Source organism: Sphingomonas sp. FARSPH (genome assembly GCF_003355005.1).
Classification (GTDB): Bacteria; Pseudomonadota; Alphaproteobacteria; order Sphingomonadales; family Sphingomonadaceae; genus Sphingomonas.
On record NZ_CP029985.1, the window covers coordinates 2,710,505 to 2,727,424 of the forward strand.

The window sequence follows — 16,920 nt, forward strand, 5'->3', positions numbered from 1 at the left end:
CTTATCTACGAAACGTCGACGAATCGTACCGTACATGTTGACAGATCACGTGACCAGCGCGATCGTTCGTCCTTGGAGGGCGTATGACGGACACACGACGCGCGATCGTATCCTCGGCCCATCTTGCCGATGGTGCCGCGCCGGCGCTATCCGAACTCGAATTCAGTTTGACGCTTGCCGCCGCCGCCTATCAGCGCTGGATGACGCGATGCGCGGCGGCGAGCGGGATCGTGCTCGCGCCGATCGAGGTGCTGATCCTTCACACCGTGCGCCATCGCGACCGGCCGAAACGGATCGCCGACATCGCGCTCGTCCTCGATATCGAGGATACGCATCTCGTCACCTATGCGGTGCGCAAGCTGGAGAAGGCGGGGCTGATCGCGACGCGGCGCGAGGGCAAGGAGAAATTGCTCGTCGCGACCGAGGCGGGGCGCGCATTCTGTGCGGCCTATCGCGACATTCGCGAACGCGTGCTCGCCGCCGCGGTCGATGCCGATGGGCCCGACGCGGCAGCCTTGTCCGGCGCCGCCGACCTGCTGCGCCGCCTGTCGGGTCAATACAACCAGGCGGCACGCGCCGCCGCGACGCTGTAGGCGGGGACGATGCTCGTCCTGTCGGGGATCGCGATCATCATCATCGGCTTCGCGCTGCGCGTGAATCCGCTGCTGGTGGTGACGGTCGCGGCCTTCGCCAGCGCGGCGGCGGCGGGCCATGGACCGGTGGAGGTCGTCGGGATGATCGGCAAGGCCTTCGTGTCGAGCCGGTTCATGGCGGTCGCGTGGCTCGCGCTGCCGACGATCGGCCTGCTCGAACGCGCCGGCCTGCGCGATCGTGCCAGCGACCTGGTGCGCCGGTTGCGCGGTGCCACGACGGCGCGCGTGCTGCTGGGGTATCTGGCGCTGCGTCAGTTGACCGCGGCGCTGGGCCTGATCTCGCTCGGCGGACATGTCCAGATGGTACGCCCGATCATCGCGCCGATGGCGGAGGCCGCGGAAGCGGGCGAGGGGGGCGACACGCTCGATCCCGCCTTGCGCGACGCTATCCGCGCGCATGCCGCCGCGGTCGACAATATCGGCGTAATGTTCGGCGAGGACGTGTTCGTCGCGGTCGGATCGATCCTGCTGATCCGCGCGATCCTGGAGCAGGAGGGGATCATCGTCGCGCCGCTCCACGTCGCGCTGTGGGCGATCCCGACCGCGATCGCGGCCTTCGTCGTCCACGCTGTCCGACTGTTCCTCCTCGACCGACGGTTGAAGGCGCGGCGCGCGTGATCGGGCTCGACGCGCTCGGCCTTGCCGCGGCAGTGCTGCCCGCCGCAGTTGCGATCCACCATGCCTGCGACCGGCAATCCGCGACGCGGTGGCGCAACGCGGGCTTCTGGGGCGTGTTCGCGATCCTGATCGGGCCGGGCGCGTGGCTTCCCGATGTGGTTGCGGGCCTGCTCGTCATGGTCCTCGTCGGCCTTGCGACGCTGGGCCTGAAGCCCTCCGCGGTCGTCGCTGGTCCGGGGGAAGCGCCACCGCGTTTCAGACCGCGCGTCGGGAACCGCCTGTTCGTGCCCGCGCTCGCCTTGCCGGCGGTGACGTTCGCGGGAACGTTGCTTTTCCCCGACGGCAGGATCGCGGGGGCCGGCGTAATCGATCCCAAGCAGGTGTCGCTCGTCGCGCTCGCGGTCGGTGCGGTCGTCGCGCTCGCGCTTGCGCTATGGCTGACGCGGCCGCCGCCGATCGCGCCGGTTGCGGAAGGGCGGCGGCTGGCCGATGCGATCGGCTGGGCGATCGTGCTGCCGCAGATGCTGGCTGCGCTGGGCGGGGTGTTCGCGATCGCGGGCGTCGGCAGGGTGGTGGCCGACGGCGTCACCGGCATCGTCGCGCTCGATACGCCGCTCGCCGCGACGATCGCCTATTGCGTCGGCATGGCGCTGTTCACGATGGTGATGGGTAACGCCTTCGCCGCCTTTCCGATCATGACCGCGGGGATCGGGCTGCCGATCGTCATTCGCCATTTCGGCGGCGATCCGGCGGCGGTCGCGGCGCTCGGCATGCTGTCGGGCTTTTGCGGGACGCTGATGACGCCGATGGCGGCGAACTTCAACATCGTGCCCGCCGCGATCCTGGAGCTGCGCGATCGGTTCGGCGTGATCCGCGTGCAATGGCCGACCGCGCTGGTGTTGCTGGCGTTCAACATCGCCGTGCTGGCGCTGTGTGCTTTTCCCGAAAGGATAGGATGACCCCCGATCTCGCCGCCCGGTTCGCGGGCATCGCGCTCGGCCATGTGCGCCGCGAATATCCGCACAAGGCGGACCATGTGATGACCGGCGCCGGCGATGCCTATCTGCCGCGCGTCGTCCATCCGATCTTCTATGGCAGTTTCGACTGGCACAGCTGCGTCCACGGTTACTGGCTGCTCGCGCGATTGCGGCGGCTGTTCCCGGCGCTGGGCAAGGCCGCGGCGATCGATACGCTGTTCGCGGACGCCTTCACGCCGGCGAAGGTCGAGGCGGAGCGCGCCTATCTCGACCGACCCGCGTCACGCGGGTTCGAGCGGCCTTATGGCTGGGCGTGGCTGCTGATGCTGGCGAGCGAACTGACGGTGTCGGGCAGTGCGCATGCCGCGACGCTGCAGCCGCTGGCCGATGCGTTCGCCGCACAATGGCGCGCCTATCTGCCGCTGCTGACCTATCCGGTGCGCGCGGGTACGCATGCCAACACCGCCTTCGCGCTGGTTCTGACCGAGCGTTATGCACGCGTGACGGGCGACGACGCGCTGCGCGCCGCGATGGCAGGTCGGGCAGAGACATGGTTCGGCCACGACCGCGATGCCCAGGCGTGGGAGCCGAGCGGCCAAGACTTCCTGTCACCCGTGCTGATGGAGGCGCTGGCGATGCAGCGGCTGTTGCCGCCGGACGCGTTCGCGGCGTGGTTCGCGGCGTTCCTGCCCGCGCTGGTGCAGGGGGAGCCCGCGGCGCTGCTGACCCCCGCGCGGGTCAGCGACCGCAGCGACGGGCAGATCGCGCACCTCGACGGCCTGAACCTCAGCCGCGCTTGGGCGATGCGCGCGCTGGCCGACGGCGCGGCGCCGGCGCTCGCCGGGATGCTGGAAGCCGCCGCGGCCCGCCATCTGGACGCGGCGCTCGACGCGGTGGCGGGCGACTATATGGGCGAACACTGGCTCGCCACCTTCGCCACGCTGGCATTGACCGGCCTCGATTAGCGTATCGTTCGCGCGCTACGGCACCGGATCGAAGATCGACCAGCCGGTGCGCTGCACCAACCTTTCCAGCGCCAGCGTGCCGAGCTGCGAATTGCCGACCGCGTTGAGGCCCGGCGACCAGACCGCGATCGCGGCGCGGCCGGGCGCGATCGCCAGGATACCGCCGCCGACCCCCGACTTGCCCGGCAGACCAACGCGATAGGCGAATTCGCCCGACCCGTCATAATGACCGCACATCATCATCAGTGCGTTGATCCGTCGCGCGCGCTGCGGCGAAACCACCGATCGCCCCGTCGCCGGGTTGACGCCGCGCGCCATCAGGAACCGTCCCGCCATGGCAAGCTGGCGGCAACTCATCGCCAGCGCGCATTGATGGACATACAGGCCCAGCACGCGGTCGACCGCATGGTGCATCGTGCCGAACGCGGTCATGAAATGCGCCAGCGCCATGCTGCGGTGACCGGTCGCCATCTCGGCCTGCGCGACGAGATGGTCGACCGTGATGCGATCGTCGTCCGCCAGTTCGCGCACGAAGCGCAGCAGCTCGCCGATCATCGCACGCGGTTCGTGATTGCCCAGCAGCACGTCGGCGACTACGATCGCGCCCGCATTGATGAACGGGTTGCGGGGAATGCCGCGCTCCGTCTCGAGCTGGACGATCGAATTGAACGCGGTGCCCGAGGGTTCGCGTCCGACCCGCTCCCACAGCTGGTCGCCGACCGTGCCGAGCGCGAGCGTCAGGGTGAAGACCTTGGAAATGCTCTGGATCGAGAACGGCATGTCGGCGTCGCCCGCGGCGTGAACGGTGCCGTCCGCCTCGACCACCGCGATCCCGAACCGCGCCGGATCGACGTCGCGGAGCGGCGGAATGTAGCCCGCAGGGGTGCCGCGATCGGGCGCCGCGGCCATTTCCGTCGCGATATCGGCAACGATTCGGGAAAGACTGGCCATAGCCCGCCATGCGTGAACACGCCGCGGATCGGAAGCCGAAAGCCCGGTTTCCGCCCGCGCGCCTCAGGTGCCGTCGGGGCGGATGATGCGATACGGACCCGATCGGGTGGCGAGCGGGCGTCCCTTCCAGCGCAGCGCCACCAGGCCATCGCCGACCAGCGCGTCGACCGCGGCGTGCACCGCCGGCATCGCGCCACGCCAGTCTGCGGCGATCGCCCGCGCGACCTCGCTCGGGCAGAGCGACGCGCCCGACGCCCGCTGCGCGAGCATCGACAGCGTCACTGCGCGGGCATCGGCCGGGTGACACGCGGCCGATTCGACAGCGGGCGGGGCGTCTGCCACCCTTATCGCGCCCCACCGCAGCCGGGCGCCGCAAGACGGCGCGGTCTCACAGGCCGCCGGGATTTTCGCCGCACCATCCCGGCAGGCATCGCGCCTCGTCCGAGCGCGCGATCCGCAAGGCCTGCGCGACCGCGGCGTCCCAGTCCTTCGCGATCGACGCGGGATCGATGCGATGACGCAGATGGTCGGCCCACAGGAATTCGGCGAAGGGCCGGTTGCTCTTCGCGCAGCCGCCGGACCGGATCAGCGCGCCCGCGAGCGAGCGGTACGGATCGTCCTCCAGTTCCTCCAGATGCTTGGGGATCGCGTCCAGCTCGCAGCGCCTGCCGTGCGCGTCATACGCGTGGCACCAGCCGCTATTGTCCAGATAGGTCCAGAATTCGCGCTTGGGCAGATGCGCGAGGTCGGCGACGACGTAGACGGCGGCAAGCTCCGCCTTTTCGTCGAGCAGCGCGCGGGCAAAGTGGTGATGATCGACGATGTAGCGCCGTCCCTTCGGCCCGACCACGGCGGGCAGGACATGGCGGCGCAGCAGGATCGCGCGCTCGTGCTTGTCCGCCTTGCGCCAGCGATGGCGCTTTGCCGCCACTTCGCGCAGGCCGACGGTCATCTGCGTCGGGCGAAGCTCGGCGATCGGGACGCCGATGGGAATGGCGGATGACATGACGGGGTGCTTCCTTTCATCGCAACGGACGTACGCGCCGTGAGCCTACCCGTGCGTATCATGAACTGGGCAGATGTTTTCTTCGATTGCGTGCGACGCAGATTCCGAGAGCATGACGATCGTGTCGCCGGCGCGCTGCCGGATGCTATGATAGAGGCCGCGGGTGCGCGCGACGTCGTGGTTCCCGGGCAGAAGCCGCCAACGGCAGGGAGGACGATACGCTGATGAAGCGCAAATCAGCGGGAACCTCCCAATCCGACTGCAGGTGAGAATACACGGCAGTTTTTTACGGTCGTTTCTCTGCAAGCTTGCCTTCCGTGATCGGGCCCATATTACCTGTCAGGCGCGGCCCAAAACACTGACTGCGCTCGGGAAGCGTGCAAGCGCCGCTGACGTCCGCGTCTGGCTTATCGCGGGCAATCGACGCCATCCTTTTCGATCAGCCCCGATCGAGCCACGCTCAAGTCCCGCCCATCGCGGTCGTTCGGCTGAACGCCGGAGCCCAGCCCCCGCCAAAGCGCCGCGTTGAAGGCGGCGGTGTCCAGATGATCCTCGGTGCGGAAGTCCTGTCCGCGCATCGCCGCCGCCCACCAGGCCGAACTGGGGTGGTCGCACCGCCCGGTCGTCGCCGCGATCCGGGGAGCGAAGCGATCGGCGGGGATCGGGAGCTGCGTCGTGCGAAGCACGTCGGCCGCCTCGGCCCGATACGTCCAGTGCGTCTGGGCAGGGTCGAACAGGTCGGCCATCGGCGCCGCCAGTCCGTCGTTGAGCCCCAGCGGCTTCAGCCCCAGCACCGCCTCGATCGTGCGCAGGACGTTGACCGTTGTATAACGTGTCGAGACGACCACGCCCTGTCGGACATAAGGCCCGACCACGAACGCGACGGATCGTCGCGCGTCGACATGGTCGGCGCCGTTCTGGGCATCGTCCTCGATGATGAAGACCAAAGTCGAACCGGCGACATGGCTGTTGGCGATCGCCTCGATGACCATGCCGACCGAATAATCATTGTCGGCCATTTGCGTCTCGACGGTGTTCACCCCGTCGATCGCCTCCTTGAAATCGCCGAAGTGATCGTGGCTGAGGCGCAGCAGCGTCAGCGCGGGGACCTTGCCGGCCGCATCGGCGGCGTCGAACTCGCGCCGCCATTCGAGCATGCGCCAATAGTCGGCGAGTTTCTGATCGAAACCGCGGAAATAGGGATCGCTGCGCTTCGCCAGCAGCCGGTCGCCGGGCGTGTAGATGCGCGTGCCCGTCTTCCACGGTTCGCGGATCACCGGCACCGCGCCGGGCGCGCCGGCATCGTAGATCGAGGCGTCGGAAAAGCCGTAGTTGCGCACCGAGAGGCCCGCGCGGATCGCCTGATCCCACAGGAAGCCCTGGTTCCTGTCGCCGTCGTCGTCGCCTTCGGCATCGGGAGCGGTCAACAGGGCAGGGCCGGGGAGCAGGTCGGGATCCTTCGACAGCGCCGGGTTCGTCGCCTGACGCTCGGCCGGGGTCTGCTGCGTGTAGACGAAGCGGTCTGCCTCCTCCGCTTCATAGGCGAGGCCGCGCTGCGCATAGTTCACGGGCGCGGTCTTCTCGAGCAGGTCGGGCGTGCGCGCCGCGGTCGACCAGGTCCAGCCGGTGCTCGATTGCTCACCCGAATCGTAGAAATTGTCGAGCGTCGCGAACTGGCGCGCCAGGCGGTGGTGATTGGGCGACAGCGCCCGGCCGAGGATCGCAAGGTGCGGATCGCCGTTGCCGACCTCCAGATCGCCCAACACCTGATCGTAGGTGCGGTTTTCCTTGATGATGAAGACGACGTGGCTGACCCGCGCCCGGATCGCCGCCATTTTCGCCTCGGCGGCCGCGCGGGCGGCCGCGCCTGGCAGCCCGATATTGTCGGCGACCTGGAGCGTGGTCGCTGCGAGCGCCTTGTCGCTGGGCAACGGGAATTGCAGCATCCCCGCCTTTTCGAGCTGGAAGATATACTGGTTCGCCGCGCCACAGGCATCGGGCTGGCCGCGATAGATGGCGAGCTTCGGCGCGCAGCCCCGCGGGTTTGGGCCCGGCGGGCTCTTGCGGTTGACGACGAACACGCGCTGGCCATCGGCCGACGTCGCCACCGCGCTGGGGTACCAGCCGGTCGGCACCAGCCCGGTGACGGTCCCGCCGGCGGCGCTTGGTGCGACGATCGCGACGGCATTGATCCCACCCAGCGTCACCAGCAATCGCCCGTCGGGCAACTGGGCAAGGCCGTTGGGGTTGAGCCCTTTGCCGATCGGGGGGGCGGCCAGCGCGTCCGGCAGGGTGAGGCGCGGCTCTGCGACCAACCGCGCCTGGACGGTATCGATCACCGCGAGCCGGTCGTCATTGTCCTCGGTGACGAACAACCGGTGGTTGCGGGCATCGGCCAGCAGGGCGGTCGGCTCGCCGATCGTCGCGATCCGGCCGGTGATACGGATAGCCGTCGACGTCGGCGCGAGCGCGACGACCTGCCGATCGCGCGGCGCGGACACCCAGGCATGGCCGGCATCGGTCCATGCGAGCGCAAAGGGAAATTCGCCCCCCGGAATGCCGCTCTGCGCCGGGTCGATCTTGCCGGGGCGCAGATCCTGCTCGGCGATGACCGTACCGCGATCGAGGTCGAGCAAGCTGACCGAATCATTATAATAATTGGCGACCAGCGCCTGGTGCCCGTCGGGGCTGACCGCGACGCCCGCCGCCTGCGGCTTCACCTCGGCGCCGAGGCCTGCGGTGTGGCCGAGCTTGATCGTCGCCGTCTCGACGTACCGCCCGCCCGAACGTCCGAAGACATGGACGTTATCGTCGACGCCGCCACCGACGACGAACCCGCGCCCGTCCGGGCGCCATGCGATGCCGCCATAGCTGTTGGGCACGGTCAGCGTCTGTACCCGCCGGCTGCCATGCCCATCGATCGCGTAGCGGAAGATGTACTGGACCGACTGCGCCGCAACGACCTTCCCATCGGCGCCGTTGAAGCGGTTGAAGCCGCTGGTCAGCACCAGCATTTCGCGTCCGTCGGGACGGGGGGCGATCGCCGCCGCGCCATCGACGACATAGGTTGGATCGGGACCGATGCCCGCGACCAGCGGCTCGAACTGCGCGCCCGGGGCCGCGCTGGGGGTGAGGCGCTGTCCGGTGGGCAGAGCTTGTCCGGTAGGGTCCTGCGCAGCGAGCGCGGCGGGCAGCATAATCGCGATGGCGGCTAGATATGGGCGCATGGTCGTCTCCGAGATCGACGACCATAGGCCCGGAATGTGACGTCTTGCCATGCACGCCGCACCGACAGCGCTCCATCGCGTCGAAAACGACAGCGATGAACGGCAGAAATCAGGAATCGGGGCGCAGGTTTGTACATGATCCGCTGTGGCCTCTTCGAGGCGGTACACGGCCTTCTGCGAAATCGGGCAGCGGATCTGATGGTTACCCTCGCGCCACCTGCGAAACGTCCATGCGGCTGGTCGCCATCGAAGACCATGTGATCGCTGGTGACCCCTACGGGACTCGAACCCGTGTTTTCGCCGTGAGAGGGCGACGTCCTAGACCGCTAGACGAAGGGGCCGTCCGTGGTGGAGGGGCGCGTCTACGGGGTGGGGGTGGCGGCGTCAAGCGGGAGCGCCGGAAATTCCGCCTGCGCTTCCGCCGCCGCCGTCGCCTCCCTTGTCAGGCAGCTGCCTTGCGGCGTTCGGCCATTTCTGCGTTGAGCATTTCGGCGAGCAGGAACGCCAGTTCCAGGCTCTGGCCCGCGTTGAGGCGCGGGTCGCAATGCGTGTGGTAGCGGTCCGCCAGCGTCTGTTCGGTCACATCGATCGCGCCGCCGGTGCACTCGGTGACGTTCTGGCCCGTCATCTCGGCATGGATGCCGCCCGCATGCGTGCCCTCGGCGCGGTGCACCGCGAAGAAGCCGCGCACTTCCGCCAGGATGCGCTCGAACGGGCGCGTCTTGTACCCCGTCACCGCTTTTACGGTGTTGCCGTGCATCGGGTCGCAGCTCCACACCACCGGATGACCCTCGCGCGTCACCGCACGGACGAGGCGGGGCAGCGCGGCCTCGATCTTGTCGAAGCCGTAGCGCGTGATGAGCGTGATCCGCCCCGGCGCGCGCGACGGGTTGAGCGTGTCGAGCATGCGCAGCAGCGCATCGGGCTCGAGGCTGGGGCCGCATTTGACGCCGATCGGATTGCCGATGCCGCGCAGGAACTCGACATGCGCCGAGCCCTCGAACCGCGTCCGATCTCCGATCCACAGGAAATGCGCGGACGTGTCGTACCAGTCGCCGGTCAGCGAATCCTGCCGCGTCAGCGCCTGTTCGTACGGCAGGTGCAGCGCCTCGTGACTGGTGTAGAAATGCGTCTGCGCGAGCTGCGGCACGGTTTCGGGATCGATCCCGCAGGCGGCCATGAAGTCGAGCGCCTCACCGATGCGATCGGCGGTTTCGGCATATTTCTTCGCCCAGGGGCTGCGGCCCATGAAATCGTGCGTCCAGCGATGCACCTGGTGCAGATTGGCATAGCCGCCCTGCGCGAAGGCGCGCAGCAGATTGAGCGTCGCCGCGCTTTGCGTGTAGCCGCGGATCAGCCGCTGCGGATCGGGGATGCGCGATTCGGGCGTGAAGGCGATGTCGTTGACGTTGTCGCCACGATAGCTGGGCAGCTCGACCCCGTCGATGACCTCGGTCGGCGCGGAACGCGGTTTGGCGAACTGGCCAGCCATGCGGCCGAGCTTCACCACGGGCAGCTTCGAGGCGAAGGTGAGGACGACCGCCATCTGCAGGATGACGCGGAAGGTGTCGCGGATGTTGTTGGGATGGAATTCGGCGAACGATTCGGCGCAGTCGCCGCCCTGGAGCAGGAAGCCCTTGCCCGCCTGCACCTTCGCCAGTTCGGCGGTCAGGTTGCGCGCCTCGCCCGCGAAGACGAGCGGCGGATAGGACTGGATCTGATCGGTCGCGCGGGTCAGCGCCGCGGTGTCGGGATAGTCGGGCAGCTGGCGCGCCTCTGCCTTGGTCCAGCTGTCGGGGGCCCAGTTCGCGGCCATGATACACGGGTCCTTCGGAAGACAATGAGCGTTGGCGTCGCCGACGCCCATGCGCCCAATTCCCTTCGAGCGCAACGAAGGAACGCTTTGCGGGGCTTTCGCGCAAGCTACGGTCTTCCGCTCTACCGGGGTCGATCGCGCCGCTAAAACCGCCGCCCAACGGTCTGGCGTTGCAACGGGGCGGTTCGTCGCAGCGCGCGTGGCGGTCGGTCGCGGTTCATCCAGACGCCGCCACTTCCCTATGGTGAGAATGACGGTCATGACCCCTATGCGGCGCGCCGGCGCGAGCGCGATCGCCCTGACGCTGGCAGCCGCCGCAATGCCCGCGGGCGTATCGGCGCAGCAGGCGCAAACCCCGGCACCGGCGAGCACGCCGCAGACGCAATCGATCCCCGGTCTGTCGGACTATAAGTTCACGCTGCCCAATACGCCGCCCGCGCCCGATCCGCAGCCGACGATCGCGCCGTTGCCGCGACCGACGCCGAGCCCCGCGGCGACGGCGACGCCGACACCCCGCGCGACTCCGACGCCGCGCGCGACGCCGAGCCCGGCCGTGCGGCCGAACGCGACGCCGGCTCCCGCAGCCCAACCGACCGCAGCGGCGACGCCGGACGGGTCATCCGCCACGGTGCCGGTAGCGGTAGCGATCCCGACGCCAGCCGCGACCGAGACGGCACCTGCCCCCGCAGCGACCCCGGCCCCCGCCGCGACCGCGTCGGCGGCGCAGCAGCAACCGGCGGGAGGATGGCCGGCATGGCTGCCCTGGCTGGTGGCGGTGCTGGCGATCGGCGTCGCAGCGGTCGCGATCCTGCGCCGCCGTCCGGCGTCTGGTTCAGGCACGATCGCGGTGGCCGACGTCGCGCCGGCGCGGGGCGAGCCTTCGCCCGAACCACCAGTCACCGCACCGGTTGCGTCGTCGCCCACGCCGCCCGCGCCGCCGATACCCCCAAAGCCCGCGATGCTGGATCGCGTTGCGGCCCGGCCACCTTTGTCGCAGCCGCAACTGGCGCTCAGCCTGACGCCACGAAGGGCGGGTTTCAACCTCGTCACCGCGACGGTGGAGGGCGAGCTGCTGGTGCGCAACGTCGGCGACACGCCGGTTTCCGCGATCCGCGTCGGTGCCGCGCTGATGGAAGCGGGGGCCGGGCGCGAGAGCGAGGTGGCGGGTTTCTTCGCGCAACCGGTCGTGCGCCCGGTGAAGCCGCCGTTCACGTTGGCGCCGGGCGAGGAGCGGCGCGTGCGCGTCGTCGTCGCGCAGGGCCGTGACCAGATCCGCGGCGTGCCCGCGAACGGCCGCGCGATGTTCGTGCCGGTCGTCGCGATCAACGCGGTGCACGGCGCGGGCGATGCGCCCGGCCAGGCGGCGCGCGCCTTTGCGATCGGCATGGAACGCGCGGACAACGACCGGCTGGTGCCGTTCTGGCTCGATCTGCCGCCGCGTATGTACGACGGGCTCGCGGCGCGGCCCTATGGCCCAGCGGTCGATCAATAACGGTTAGCGCGTGCGCGCGGCGAAGCGGCCGAAGCGAAACGTCCGCGTGTCCGCGAGCATCGGCGGATCGCCGCCGTCGCAATAGGAAATGATCGTCGGGATCAGTGCGGCGATCCGAGCGGACGAGGGGTGATGGTCCGCCTCCGTCAGGAAGAAGGCGACGCCCGATACGCCCGCCGCCTCCGCCGCCTCGCCCAGCTGCTTGCCGTGCACCGCCGGCACGACATCGTCCTGCAGGCCGTGGATCAGGAAATAGGGTTCGTCGAGCGTCCTGACTGCGGCGAGATTGTCGTAGCGGTCGCCGATCAGCCCGCGGACGATCCGGGGTGCGAGCGGCCGGATGCCGGTGAAACCGCCGATCGTCACCAGCGCATCGAGCCGCTGGCGCTGCGCGAGGCCGAAGCCGACGCCGCTGCCGAGGCTGTGCCCGACGACGATCACGCGTCCGCCGCCGGCATGGGCGCGCGCGGCGGCGTAGAAGGCGTCCGCATCGTGCGTGAGGCCGGCTTCGTTCGGCGTGCCGGGGTTGCCGCTGTACGACCGATATTCCGCCGCGACGACGCCATAGCCCGCGGCGATCAGCGGGGCGAACCAGTCGATCGTCGTCATGGCGCTCGACGCATTGCCGTGGAAGACCAGCAACGTGGGTTTGCCGGCGCTCGCGGCATGCCGCAGCCCGGCCAGCGTTAGGCCGTCCGCGGTGGTGACGGCGAACCGCTCCGTGCCCGCGGGCAGCCCCTCTACGGAGAGGGCCGCGGTCGGGGCAGGATAGATGTATTTGCGGAATTGCGCGGTCGCCGGCGGCGTGGTGGCGAGTAGCGCGAGGGCGCCGATTACGAGCGGGGCGGGGCGGGGCAGGCGCATCTGCCGCAGTAGATCAGGCCGAAGCGGTGCTGTCGATGGGTTTGCGCGGCATCGGCGCGCGCATTGGGATTGGCGCGTCGGAACGCGGGGCATGAAAAAAGGGCGGCTACCTCGCGGTGCCGCCCTGTTTCCTTGGCCAAGCCGTCATGGGCGTGAAGCCCATAAGCCCGCCCCCGCGAAGGCGGGGGTCGGACGGTGCGATCCGCACCGCCGGCCGGCTTCGGGCGAGGTGAGGGCTGGCATCGCCAGCCCTTGCCCGCCCGGCAGCTTACTTGAGTTCGACGGTCGCGCCGGCTTCCTCGAGCTGCTTCTTGATCTTCTCGGCCTCGTCCTTGTTGACGCCTTCCTTGACTGGCTTCGGCGCGCCCTCGACGAGGGACTTCGCTTCGGTCAGGCCCAGGCCGGTGATCGCGCGGACTTCCTTGATGACGTTGATCTTCTTGCCACCGTCGCCGGTGAGGATCACGTCGAACTCGGTCTTCTCTTCAGCCGCCGGAGCAGCAGCGCCGCCGCCAGCCGCCGGAGCCGCCGCAACCGCCGCAGCGGCCGAAACGCCCCACTTCTCTTCGAGCATCTTCGAGAGCTCGGCGGCCTCGAGGACGGTCAGCTCGCTCAGCTGGTCAACCAGCGCGTTCAGGTCTGCCATGTTCACTTCCTTTTGCGTGTCAGATCGGAGCATCGAAAAGCTCCGGTTTGTTCAAACAATCACGTTCCAAGCGCCTGAAGTTCAGGCGTTTTCCTTCTCGGCATAAGCCGACAGCACGCGCGCGATCTGCGCCGCGGGAGCCTGGGTGATGGTCGCGAGCTTCGTTGCGGGCGCAACGATGAGGCCGACGATCTTCGCCCGGAGTTCATCCAGCGAGGGCAGGGTGGCGAGCGCTTGCACGCCGGCGACGTCGAGAGGGGTCGCGCCCATCGCACCGCCCACGATTTCGAACTTGTCGTTCGTCTTCGCGAATTCCACCGCGATCTTCGCGGCGGCAACGGGGTCGATGGAGGTGGCGAGACCGACCGGGCCGGTCAGCATGTCGCCGATCGAGCCATAGTCGGTGCCGTCGAGCGCGATCTTGGCAAGCTTGTTCTTCGAGACCTTGTAGGTCGCGCCGGCGTCGCGCATCTTGTTCCGGAGGGTCGTCGACTGTGCGACGGTCATCCCGTTGTTACGGGTAACCACCACGACGCCGACCTCCGAAAAGGTGCGGTTCAGCTCGGCAACGGCCGCGGCCTTTTGAGCACGATCCATGCCATTCTCCACGTTCTGAACCTGCCGCAAGCGGCAGGCCCGGTTACAGACCGACACGGCATGCGCCGCATCGGGTTTGTCCAGCGATGGGGAAGGCACCCGTAAAAGGGCGGCAGGCCGATCGCGCGGCGCATGAGGGCGCCCGCCAAGCGGCATGAGAAATCCTGTCCCCGTCTCGGCAGGAAATTAAGCCGCGGCAAATCCGTGGCGCCTGCTGTCTTGGACGGTGGTCGACGGGCGGACCCGACGACACGGGGTGGCCCATAGCCGATCGCGCGGCGAAGTCAACCGCGGGCGCGTTCCCGCGTCGCGCCATCGTCAACTGTCATGAAAATGTCTCCGGAAAGACGCTTTCATTTCATCGTCGCGCAACCACGCCGCCGCATTTGCACGCCACAGCCGATACCCGGGGGCACCGGCGAACGGCATGCCCGACGTATTTCCCGGGGGACTTGCACCATGACGACGATCGATCCGGCCGCCATCGGTTATGACGATGGCGATATCGACACCAACACGACCGCCAATCCGCACATGAACGATCTGATCGCGTCGCGCTACTCGCGGCGCCAGACGCTGCGCGGCGGTCTGTCGGCGATGACCGCGGCGGTGTTCGGCGGCGGCGTCCTGTCCGCGTGTGCGGGCGACGATCCGCGTCGCGCGACGACCGTCACTGCCGGGTCTGCGGTGACGACGTCGGTCGGCAAGACGGTGACGCTGCAGGGCCAGGTCACGAGCGGCACCGCGACCGGCTCCGCTTGGACGCAGACGAGCGGGCCGATCGTGACGCTGACCAGCGGCAGCAACGGCATCGCGACCTTCACCGCGCCCGCCGTCACCGCCGCGACCGCGCTCGGCTTCCAGTTCAGTGCGACGTCGAGCGACGGGATCAAGTCGGTCGCCGACACCAATGTCACCGTCGCGCCCGCCGTGCTCGATTTCACCGCGGTGGCGAAAAGCCTGGCGGACGTTGTCGCGGTGCCCGCAGGCTATCAGGTCACCGTGCTGTACCGGCTGGGCGACCCGATCAACGGCAGCGTCGGCGCCTATGCGAATGACGGCAGCGACACGACCTTCTCCGCGCGCGCGGGCGACCATCACGACGGCATGAGCTTCTTCGGCCTCGCCGCCAGCGGCAGCGCGCCGGACCCGACGAGCAGCAGCCGCGGCCTGCTGGTGATGAACCACGAGAACATCACGCAATCCTACCTGCACCCCAACGGCGCGACGTCGACCGGCGGGGTGCGGCCGGTGGCGGAAGTGATCAAGGAGATCGAGTGCCACGGTGTGAGCGTCGTGGAGATCGCGCGCGGCAGCGGCGGTTGGGCCTATGTTCCGGGCAGCAGCTTCAACCGCCGTATCACGCCGTTCACGCCGACCAGTTTCTCCGGCCCGGTCGCGGGCAACGCGCTGCTCTATACCGTCTTTTCGCCGACCGGCGTCGCGGGGCGCGGCACGATCAACAATTGCGCCAACGGCTATATGCCGTGGAACACCTATTGCACCGCGGAGGAGAATTGGGCGGGCTATTTCCGGCGCGACGCGGGCGACAATGCACGCCGCACGGCCGCGCTGGGCGCGAAATCGGTGACCGCGTTCACGCGCTACGGCCTCAACACCGGCAGCAACGACACGCTGCGCGCGGGCAATTACGGCTGGGCGACCGCCGCGGCGCAGGATGCGCGCATCGCCAAGTTCAACGCCAGCGTCGACGCGACCAAGGCCGTCAACGGTACCGGCGATTACCGCAACGAGCCCAACCAGTACGGCTGGATCGTGGAGATCGACCCGTTCGATCCCAATGCCACCCCGCGCAAGCGCACCGCGCTCGGCCGCATGAACCACGAGGGCGTCTGCCCCGGCCGCACGATCGCCGGCGTCAAGCCGGCCTTCTACATGGGCGACGATGCGCAGAACGAGTATATCTACAAGTTCGTGTCCGCGACGCCCTGGTCCGCGGCGGACGCGACCGCGTCGAACCGGATCGCGACCGGCGACAAATATCTCGACAGCGGCACGCTGTACGTCGCGAAATTCAACGCCGACGGCAGCGGCCAGTGGCTGCCGCTGGTGTTCGGTCAGGGGCCGCTGACGAGCACCAACGCCGCCTATCCCTTCATCGACCAGGCGGACGTGCTGACGCATGCGCGCCTCGCCGGCGACGCGCTGGGCGCGACGCGGATGGACCGGCCGGAATGGACCGCGGTCAATCCGGTCACCGGCGAGATGTATTGCACGCTGACCAACAATTCGTCGCGCACCGTCGCCAACACCGATGCGGCCAACCCGCGCGCCTATACCGATCCCAAGACGACGGGCGGCCAGACCAATGGCAACGCCAACGGCCATATCGTGCGCCTGCGCGAGACGGGCGACAGCAGCGAGGCGTTGACCTTTACCTGGGACATCTATGCCTTCGGGGCGGGCAGCGACCTCAACGCGCAGAACATCAACCTGTCGGGGCTGGATGGGACCAACGACTTCTCGTCGCCCGATGGCCTGTGGTTCGGCCGCGCCAGCAACGTGACGGGGCAGGGCACGCCGCTGATGTGGATCGAGACGGATGACGGCGCCTATACCGACGTCACCAATTGCATGCTGCTTGCCTCCATCCCGGGCAATGTCGGCGACGGCGGCACGCGCACGATCACCAACACGATCGGATCGGCGAGCGCGACGCAGGCGACGCGTGTCGGCAAGGCACCGGGGACTGCGCTCAAGCGCTTCCTGGTCGGGCCGAAGGAGTGCGAGATCACCGGCATCGACACGACGCCGGATGGCCGGTCGCTGTTCGTCAACATCCAGCATCCCGGCGAGAACGGTGGCCCCGCGAACGTCACCTCCAACTGGCCGCAGAGCCAAGCGACGGGCACCGGCAGCGGCCGGCCCCGCTCCGCGACGATCGTCATCACGCGCACCGATGGCGGGATCATCGGGCTGTAAAGGCGGCGCAATCATGCCGGGGCGCGGGCGCGTTTCTGCCGCGCCCCGGCAGAATATTGCCACTTTGGGGCAATCCTAAGCGATTGTTAAACCTTCCCCGCCATAGGTCAGCCTTAGACATAGTCGTTGGGCGGGAGGGCGTGGACATGTTGAGAAAGCGCGAAC

General features: G+C 68.6%; 14 protein-coding genes and 1 tRNA gene. 6 read left to right on the plus strand and 9 right to left on the minus strand.

Annotated features, from left to right (window positions below; all coding sequences use genetic code 11):
- Nucleotides 1-83 precede the first annotated feature (83 nt).
- The 4 genes from DM480_RS12885 to DM480_RS12900 are packed head-to-tail and all read left to right on the plus strand — an operon-like array spanning nucleotide 84 to nucleotide 3,213.
- Nucleotides 84-593 carry a winged helix DNA-binding protein gene (locus DM480_RS12885; protein ID WP_115379619.1) on the plus strand — a complete coding sequence of 170 codons (510 nt, stop codon included), beginning with the start codon at nucleotides 84-86 and terminating at the stop codon, nucleotides 591-593.
- A gap of 9 nt (nucleotides 594-602) precedes the next feature.
- The gene (locus DM480_RS12890; RefSeq protein WP_115379621.1) at nucleotides 603-1,271 is read left to right on the plus strand and encodes a DUF969 domain-containing protein; all 669 of its coding nucleotides are present in this window, start codon (nucleotides 603-605) and stop codon (nucleotides 1,269-1,271) included.
- Nucleotides 1,268-2,230: a DUF979 domain-containing protein gene (locus DM480_RS12895; RefSeq protein ID WP_115379623.1), complete on the plus strand. Its 963-nt coding sequence runs from the start codon at nucleotides 1,268-1,270 to the stop codon at nucleotides 2,228-2,230. The genes DM480_RS12890 and DM480_RS12895 overlap by 4 nt, the downstream gene beginning before the upstream one ends.
- Nucleotides 2,227-3,213: a DUF2891 domain-containing protein gene (locus DM480_RS12900; RefSeq protein ID WP_115379625.1), complete on the plus strand. Its 987-nt coding sequence runs from the start codon at nucleotides 2,227-2,229 to the stop codon at nucleotides 3,211-3,213. The genes DM480_RS12895 and DM480_RS12900 overlap by 4 nt, the downstream gene beginning before the upstream one ends.
- Before the next feature lie 15 nt (nucleotides 3,214-3,228).
- On the opposite strand, the gene DM480_RS12905 is transcribed toward DM480_RS12900, so the two are convergent.
- The 6 genes from DM480_RS12905 to DM480_RS12930 all read right to left on the minus strand — a co-directional run bounded on the left by DM480_RS12905 (nucleotide 3,229) and on the right by DM480_RS12930 (nucleotide 10,213).
- Complete coding sequence (locus tag DM480_RS12905) at nucleotides 3,229-4,164, minus strand: glutaminase (RefSeq protein WP_115379627.1); 936 nt, start codon at nucleotides 4,162-4,164, stop codon at nucleotides 3,229-3,231.
- 63 nt (nucleotides 4,165-4,227) lie between these two features.
- Entirely contained in the window at nucleotides 4,228-4,506 is a 279-nt protein-coding gene (locus DM480_RS12910; protein ID WP_310596161.1) for a DUF3253 domain-containing protein, read from the minus strand.
- A gap of 46 nt (nucleotides 4,507-4,552) precedes the next feature.
- Nucleotides 4,553-5,170 carry a ParB-like protein gene (locus DM480_RS12915; protein WP_115379629.1) on the minus strand — a complete coding sequence of 206 codons (618 nt, stop codon included), beginning with the start codon at nucleotides 5,168-5,170 and terminating at the stop codon, nucleotides 4,553-4,555.
- Nucleotides 5,171-5,577: 407 nt separating this feature from the next.
- Nucleotides 5,578-8,397, minus strand: coding sequence for a bifunctional YncE family protein/alkaline phosphatase family protein (locus DM480_RS12920; RefSeq protein ID WP_115379631.1), 2,820 nt, complete (start codon nucleotides 8,395-8,397; stop codon nucleotides 5,578-5,580).
- 265 nt (nucleotides 8,398-8,662) lie between these two features.
- A tRNA-Glu gene (locus DM480_RS12925) sits at nucleotides 8,663-8,738 on the minus strand.
- A gap of 101 nt (nucleotides 8,739-8,839) precedes the next feature.
- Nucleotides 8,840-10,213 carry a class II 3-deoxy-7-phosphoheptulonate synthase gene (locus DM480_RS12930; RefSeq protein ID WP_115379633.1) on the minus strand — a complete coding sequence of 458 codons (1,374 nt, stop codon included), beginning with the start codon at nucleotides 10,211-10,213 and terminating at the stop codon, nucleotides 8,840-8,842.
- Nucleotides 10,214-10,472: 259 nt separating this feature from the next.
- Between DM480_RS12930 and DM480_RS18755 the strand changes: the two genes are divergently transcribed.
- Nucleotides 10,473-11,705, plus strand: coding sequence for a hypothetical protein (locus tag DM480_RS18755; protein ID WP_269801927.1), 1,233 nt, complete (start codon nucleotides 10,473-10,475; stop codon nucleotides 11,703-11,705).
- A gap of 3 nt (nucleotides 11,706-11,708) precedes the next feature.
- Here DM480_RS18755 and DM480_RS12940 read toward each other — a convergent pair whose 3' ends face one another.
- The 3 genes from DM480_RS12940 to rplJ all read right to left on the minus strand — a co-directional run bounded on the left by DM480_RS12940 (nucleotide 11,709) and on the right by rplJ (nucleotide 13,812).
- Complete coding sequence (locus tag DM480_RS12940) at nucleotides 11,709-12,569, minus strand: alpha/beta hydrolase (RefSeq protein WP_115379635.1); 861 nt, start codon at nucleotides 12,567-12,569, stop codon at nucleotides 11,709-11,711.
- A gap of 268 nt (nucleotides 12,570-12,837) precedes the next feature.
- The gene (gene rplL, locus DM480_RS12945; protein WP_115379637.1) at nucleotides 12,838-13,215 is read right to left on the minus strand and encodes a 50S ribosomal protein L7/L12; all 378 of its coding nucleotides are present in this window, start codon (nucleotides 13,213-13,215) and stop codon (nucleotides 12,838-12,840) included.
- Between the two features lie 81 nt (nucleotides 13,216-13,296).
- Entirely contained in the window at nucleotides 13,297-13,812 is a 516-nt protein-coding gene (gene rplJ / locus DM480_RS12950; RefSeq protein ID WP_115379639.1) for a 50S ribosomal protein L10, read from the minus strand.
- Between the two features lie 459 nt (nucleotides 13,813-14,271).
- On the opposite strand from rplJ, the gene DM480_RS12955 reads away from it, so the two are divergent.
- The gene (locus tag DM480_RS12955) at nucleotides 14,272-16,755 is read left to right on the plus strand and encodes a PhoX family protein (protein WP_115379642.1); all 2,484 of its coding nucleotides are present in this window, start codon (nucleotides 14,272-14,274) and stop codon (nucleotides 16,753-16,755) included.
- The last annotated feature ends 165 nt before the right edge of the window (nucleotides 16,756-16,920 follow it).

Excerpts from the sequence above, each read along its gene's own strand:
- DM480_RS18755 (WP_269801927.1), top strand. The coding sequence starts at position 10,473 with ATGACCCCTATGCGGCGCGCCGGCGCGAGCGCGATCGCCCTGACGCTG.
- rplL (WP_115379637.1), bottom strand. The coding sequence starts at position 13,215 with ATGGCAGACCTGAACGCGCTGGTTGACCAGCTGAGCGAGCTGACCGTC.
- DM480_RS12915 (WP_115379629.1), bottom strand. The coding sequence starts at position 5,170 with ATGTCATCCGCCATTCCCATCGGCGTCCCGATCGCCGAGCTTCGCCCG.
- DM480_RS12890 (WP_115379621.1), top strand. The coding sequence starts at position 603 with ATGCTCGTCCTGTCGGGGATCGCGATCATCATCATCGGCTTCGCGCTG.
- rplJ (WP_115379639.1), bottom strand. The coding sequence starts at position 13,812 with ATGGATCGTGCTCAAAAGGCCGCGGCCGTTGCCGAGCTGAACCGCACC.
- DM480_RS12885 (WP_115379619.1), top strand. The coding sequence starts at position 84 with ATGACGGACACACGACGCGCGATCGTATCCTCGGCCCATCTTGCCGAT.
- DM480_RS12905 (WP_115379627.1), bottom strand. The coding sequence starts at position 4,164 with ATGGCCAGTCTTTCCCGAATCGTTGCCGATATCGCGACGGAAATGGCC.
- DM480_RS12930 (WP_115379633.1), bottom strand. The coding sequence starts at position 10,213 with ATGGCCGCGAACTGGGCCCCCGACAGCTGGACCAAGGCAGAGGCGCGC.
- DM480_RS12940 (WP_115379635.1), bottom strand. The coding sequence starts at position 12,569 with ATGCGCCTGCCCCGCCCCGCCCCGCTCGTAATCGGCGCCCTCGCGCTA.
- DM480_RS12900 (WP_115379625.1), top strand. The coding sequence starts at position 2,227 with ATGACCCCCGATCTCGCCGCCCGGTTCGCGGGCATCGCGCTCGGCCAT.
- DM480_RS12955 (WP_115379642.1), top strand. The coding sequence starts at position 14,272 with ATGACGACGATCGATCCGGCCGCCATCGGTTATGACGATGGCGATATC.
- DM480_RS12920 (WP_115379631.1), bottom strand. The coding sequence starts at position 8,397 with ATGCGCCCATATCTAGCCGCCATCGCGATTATGCTGCCCGCCGCGCTC.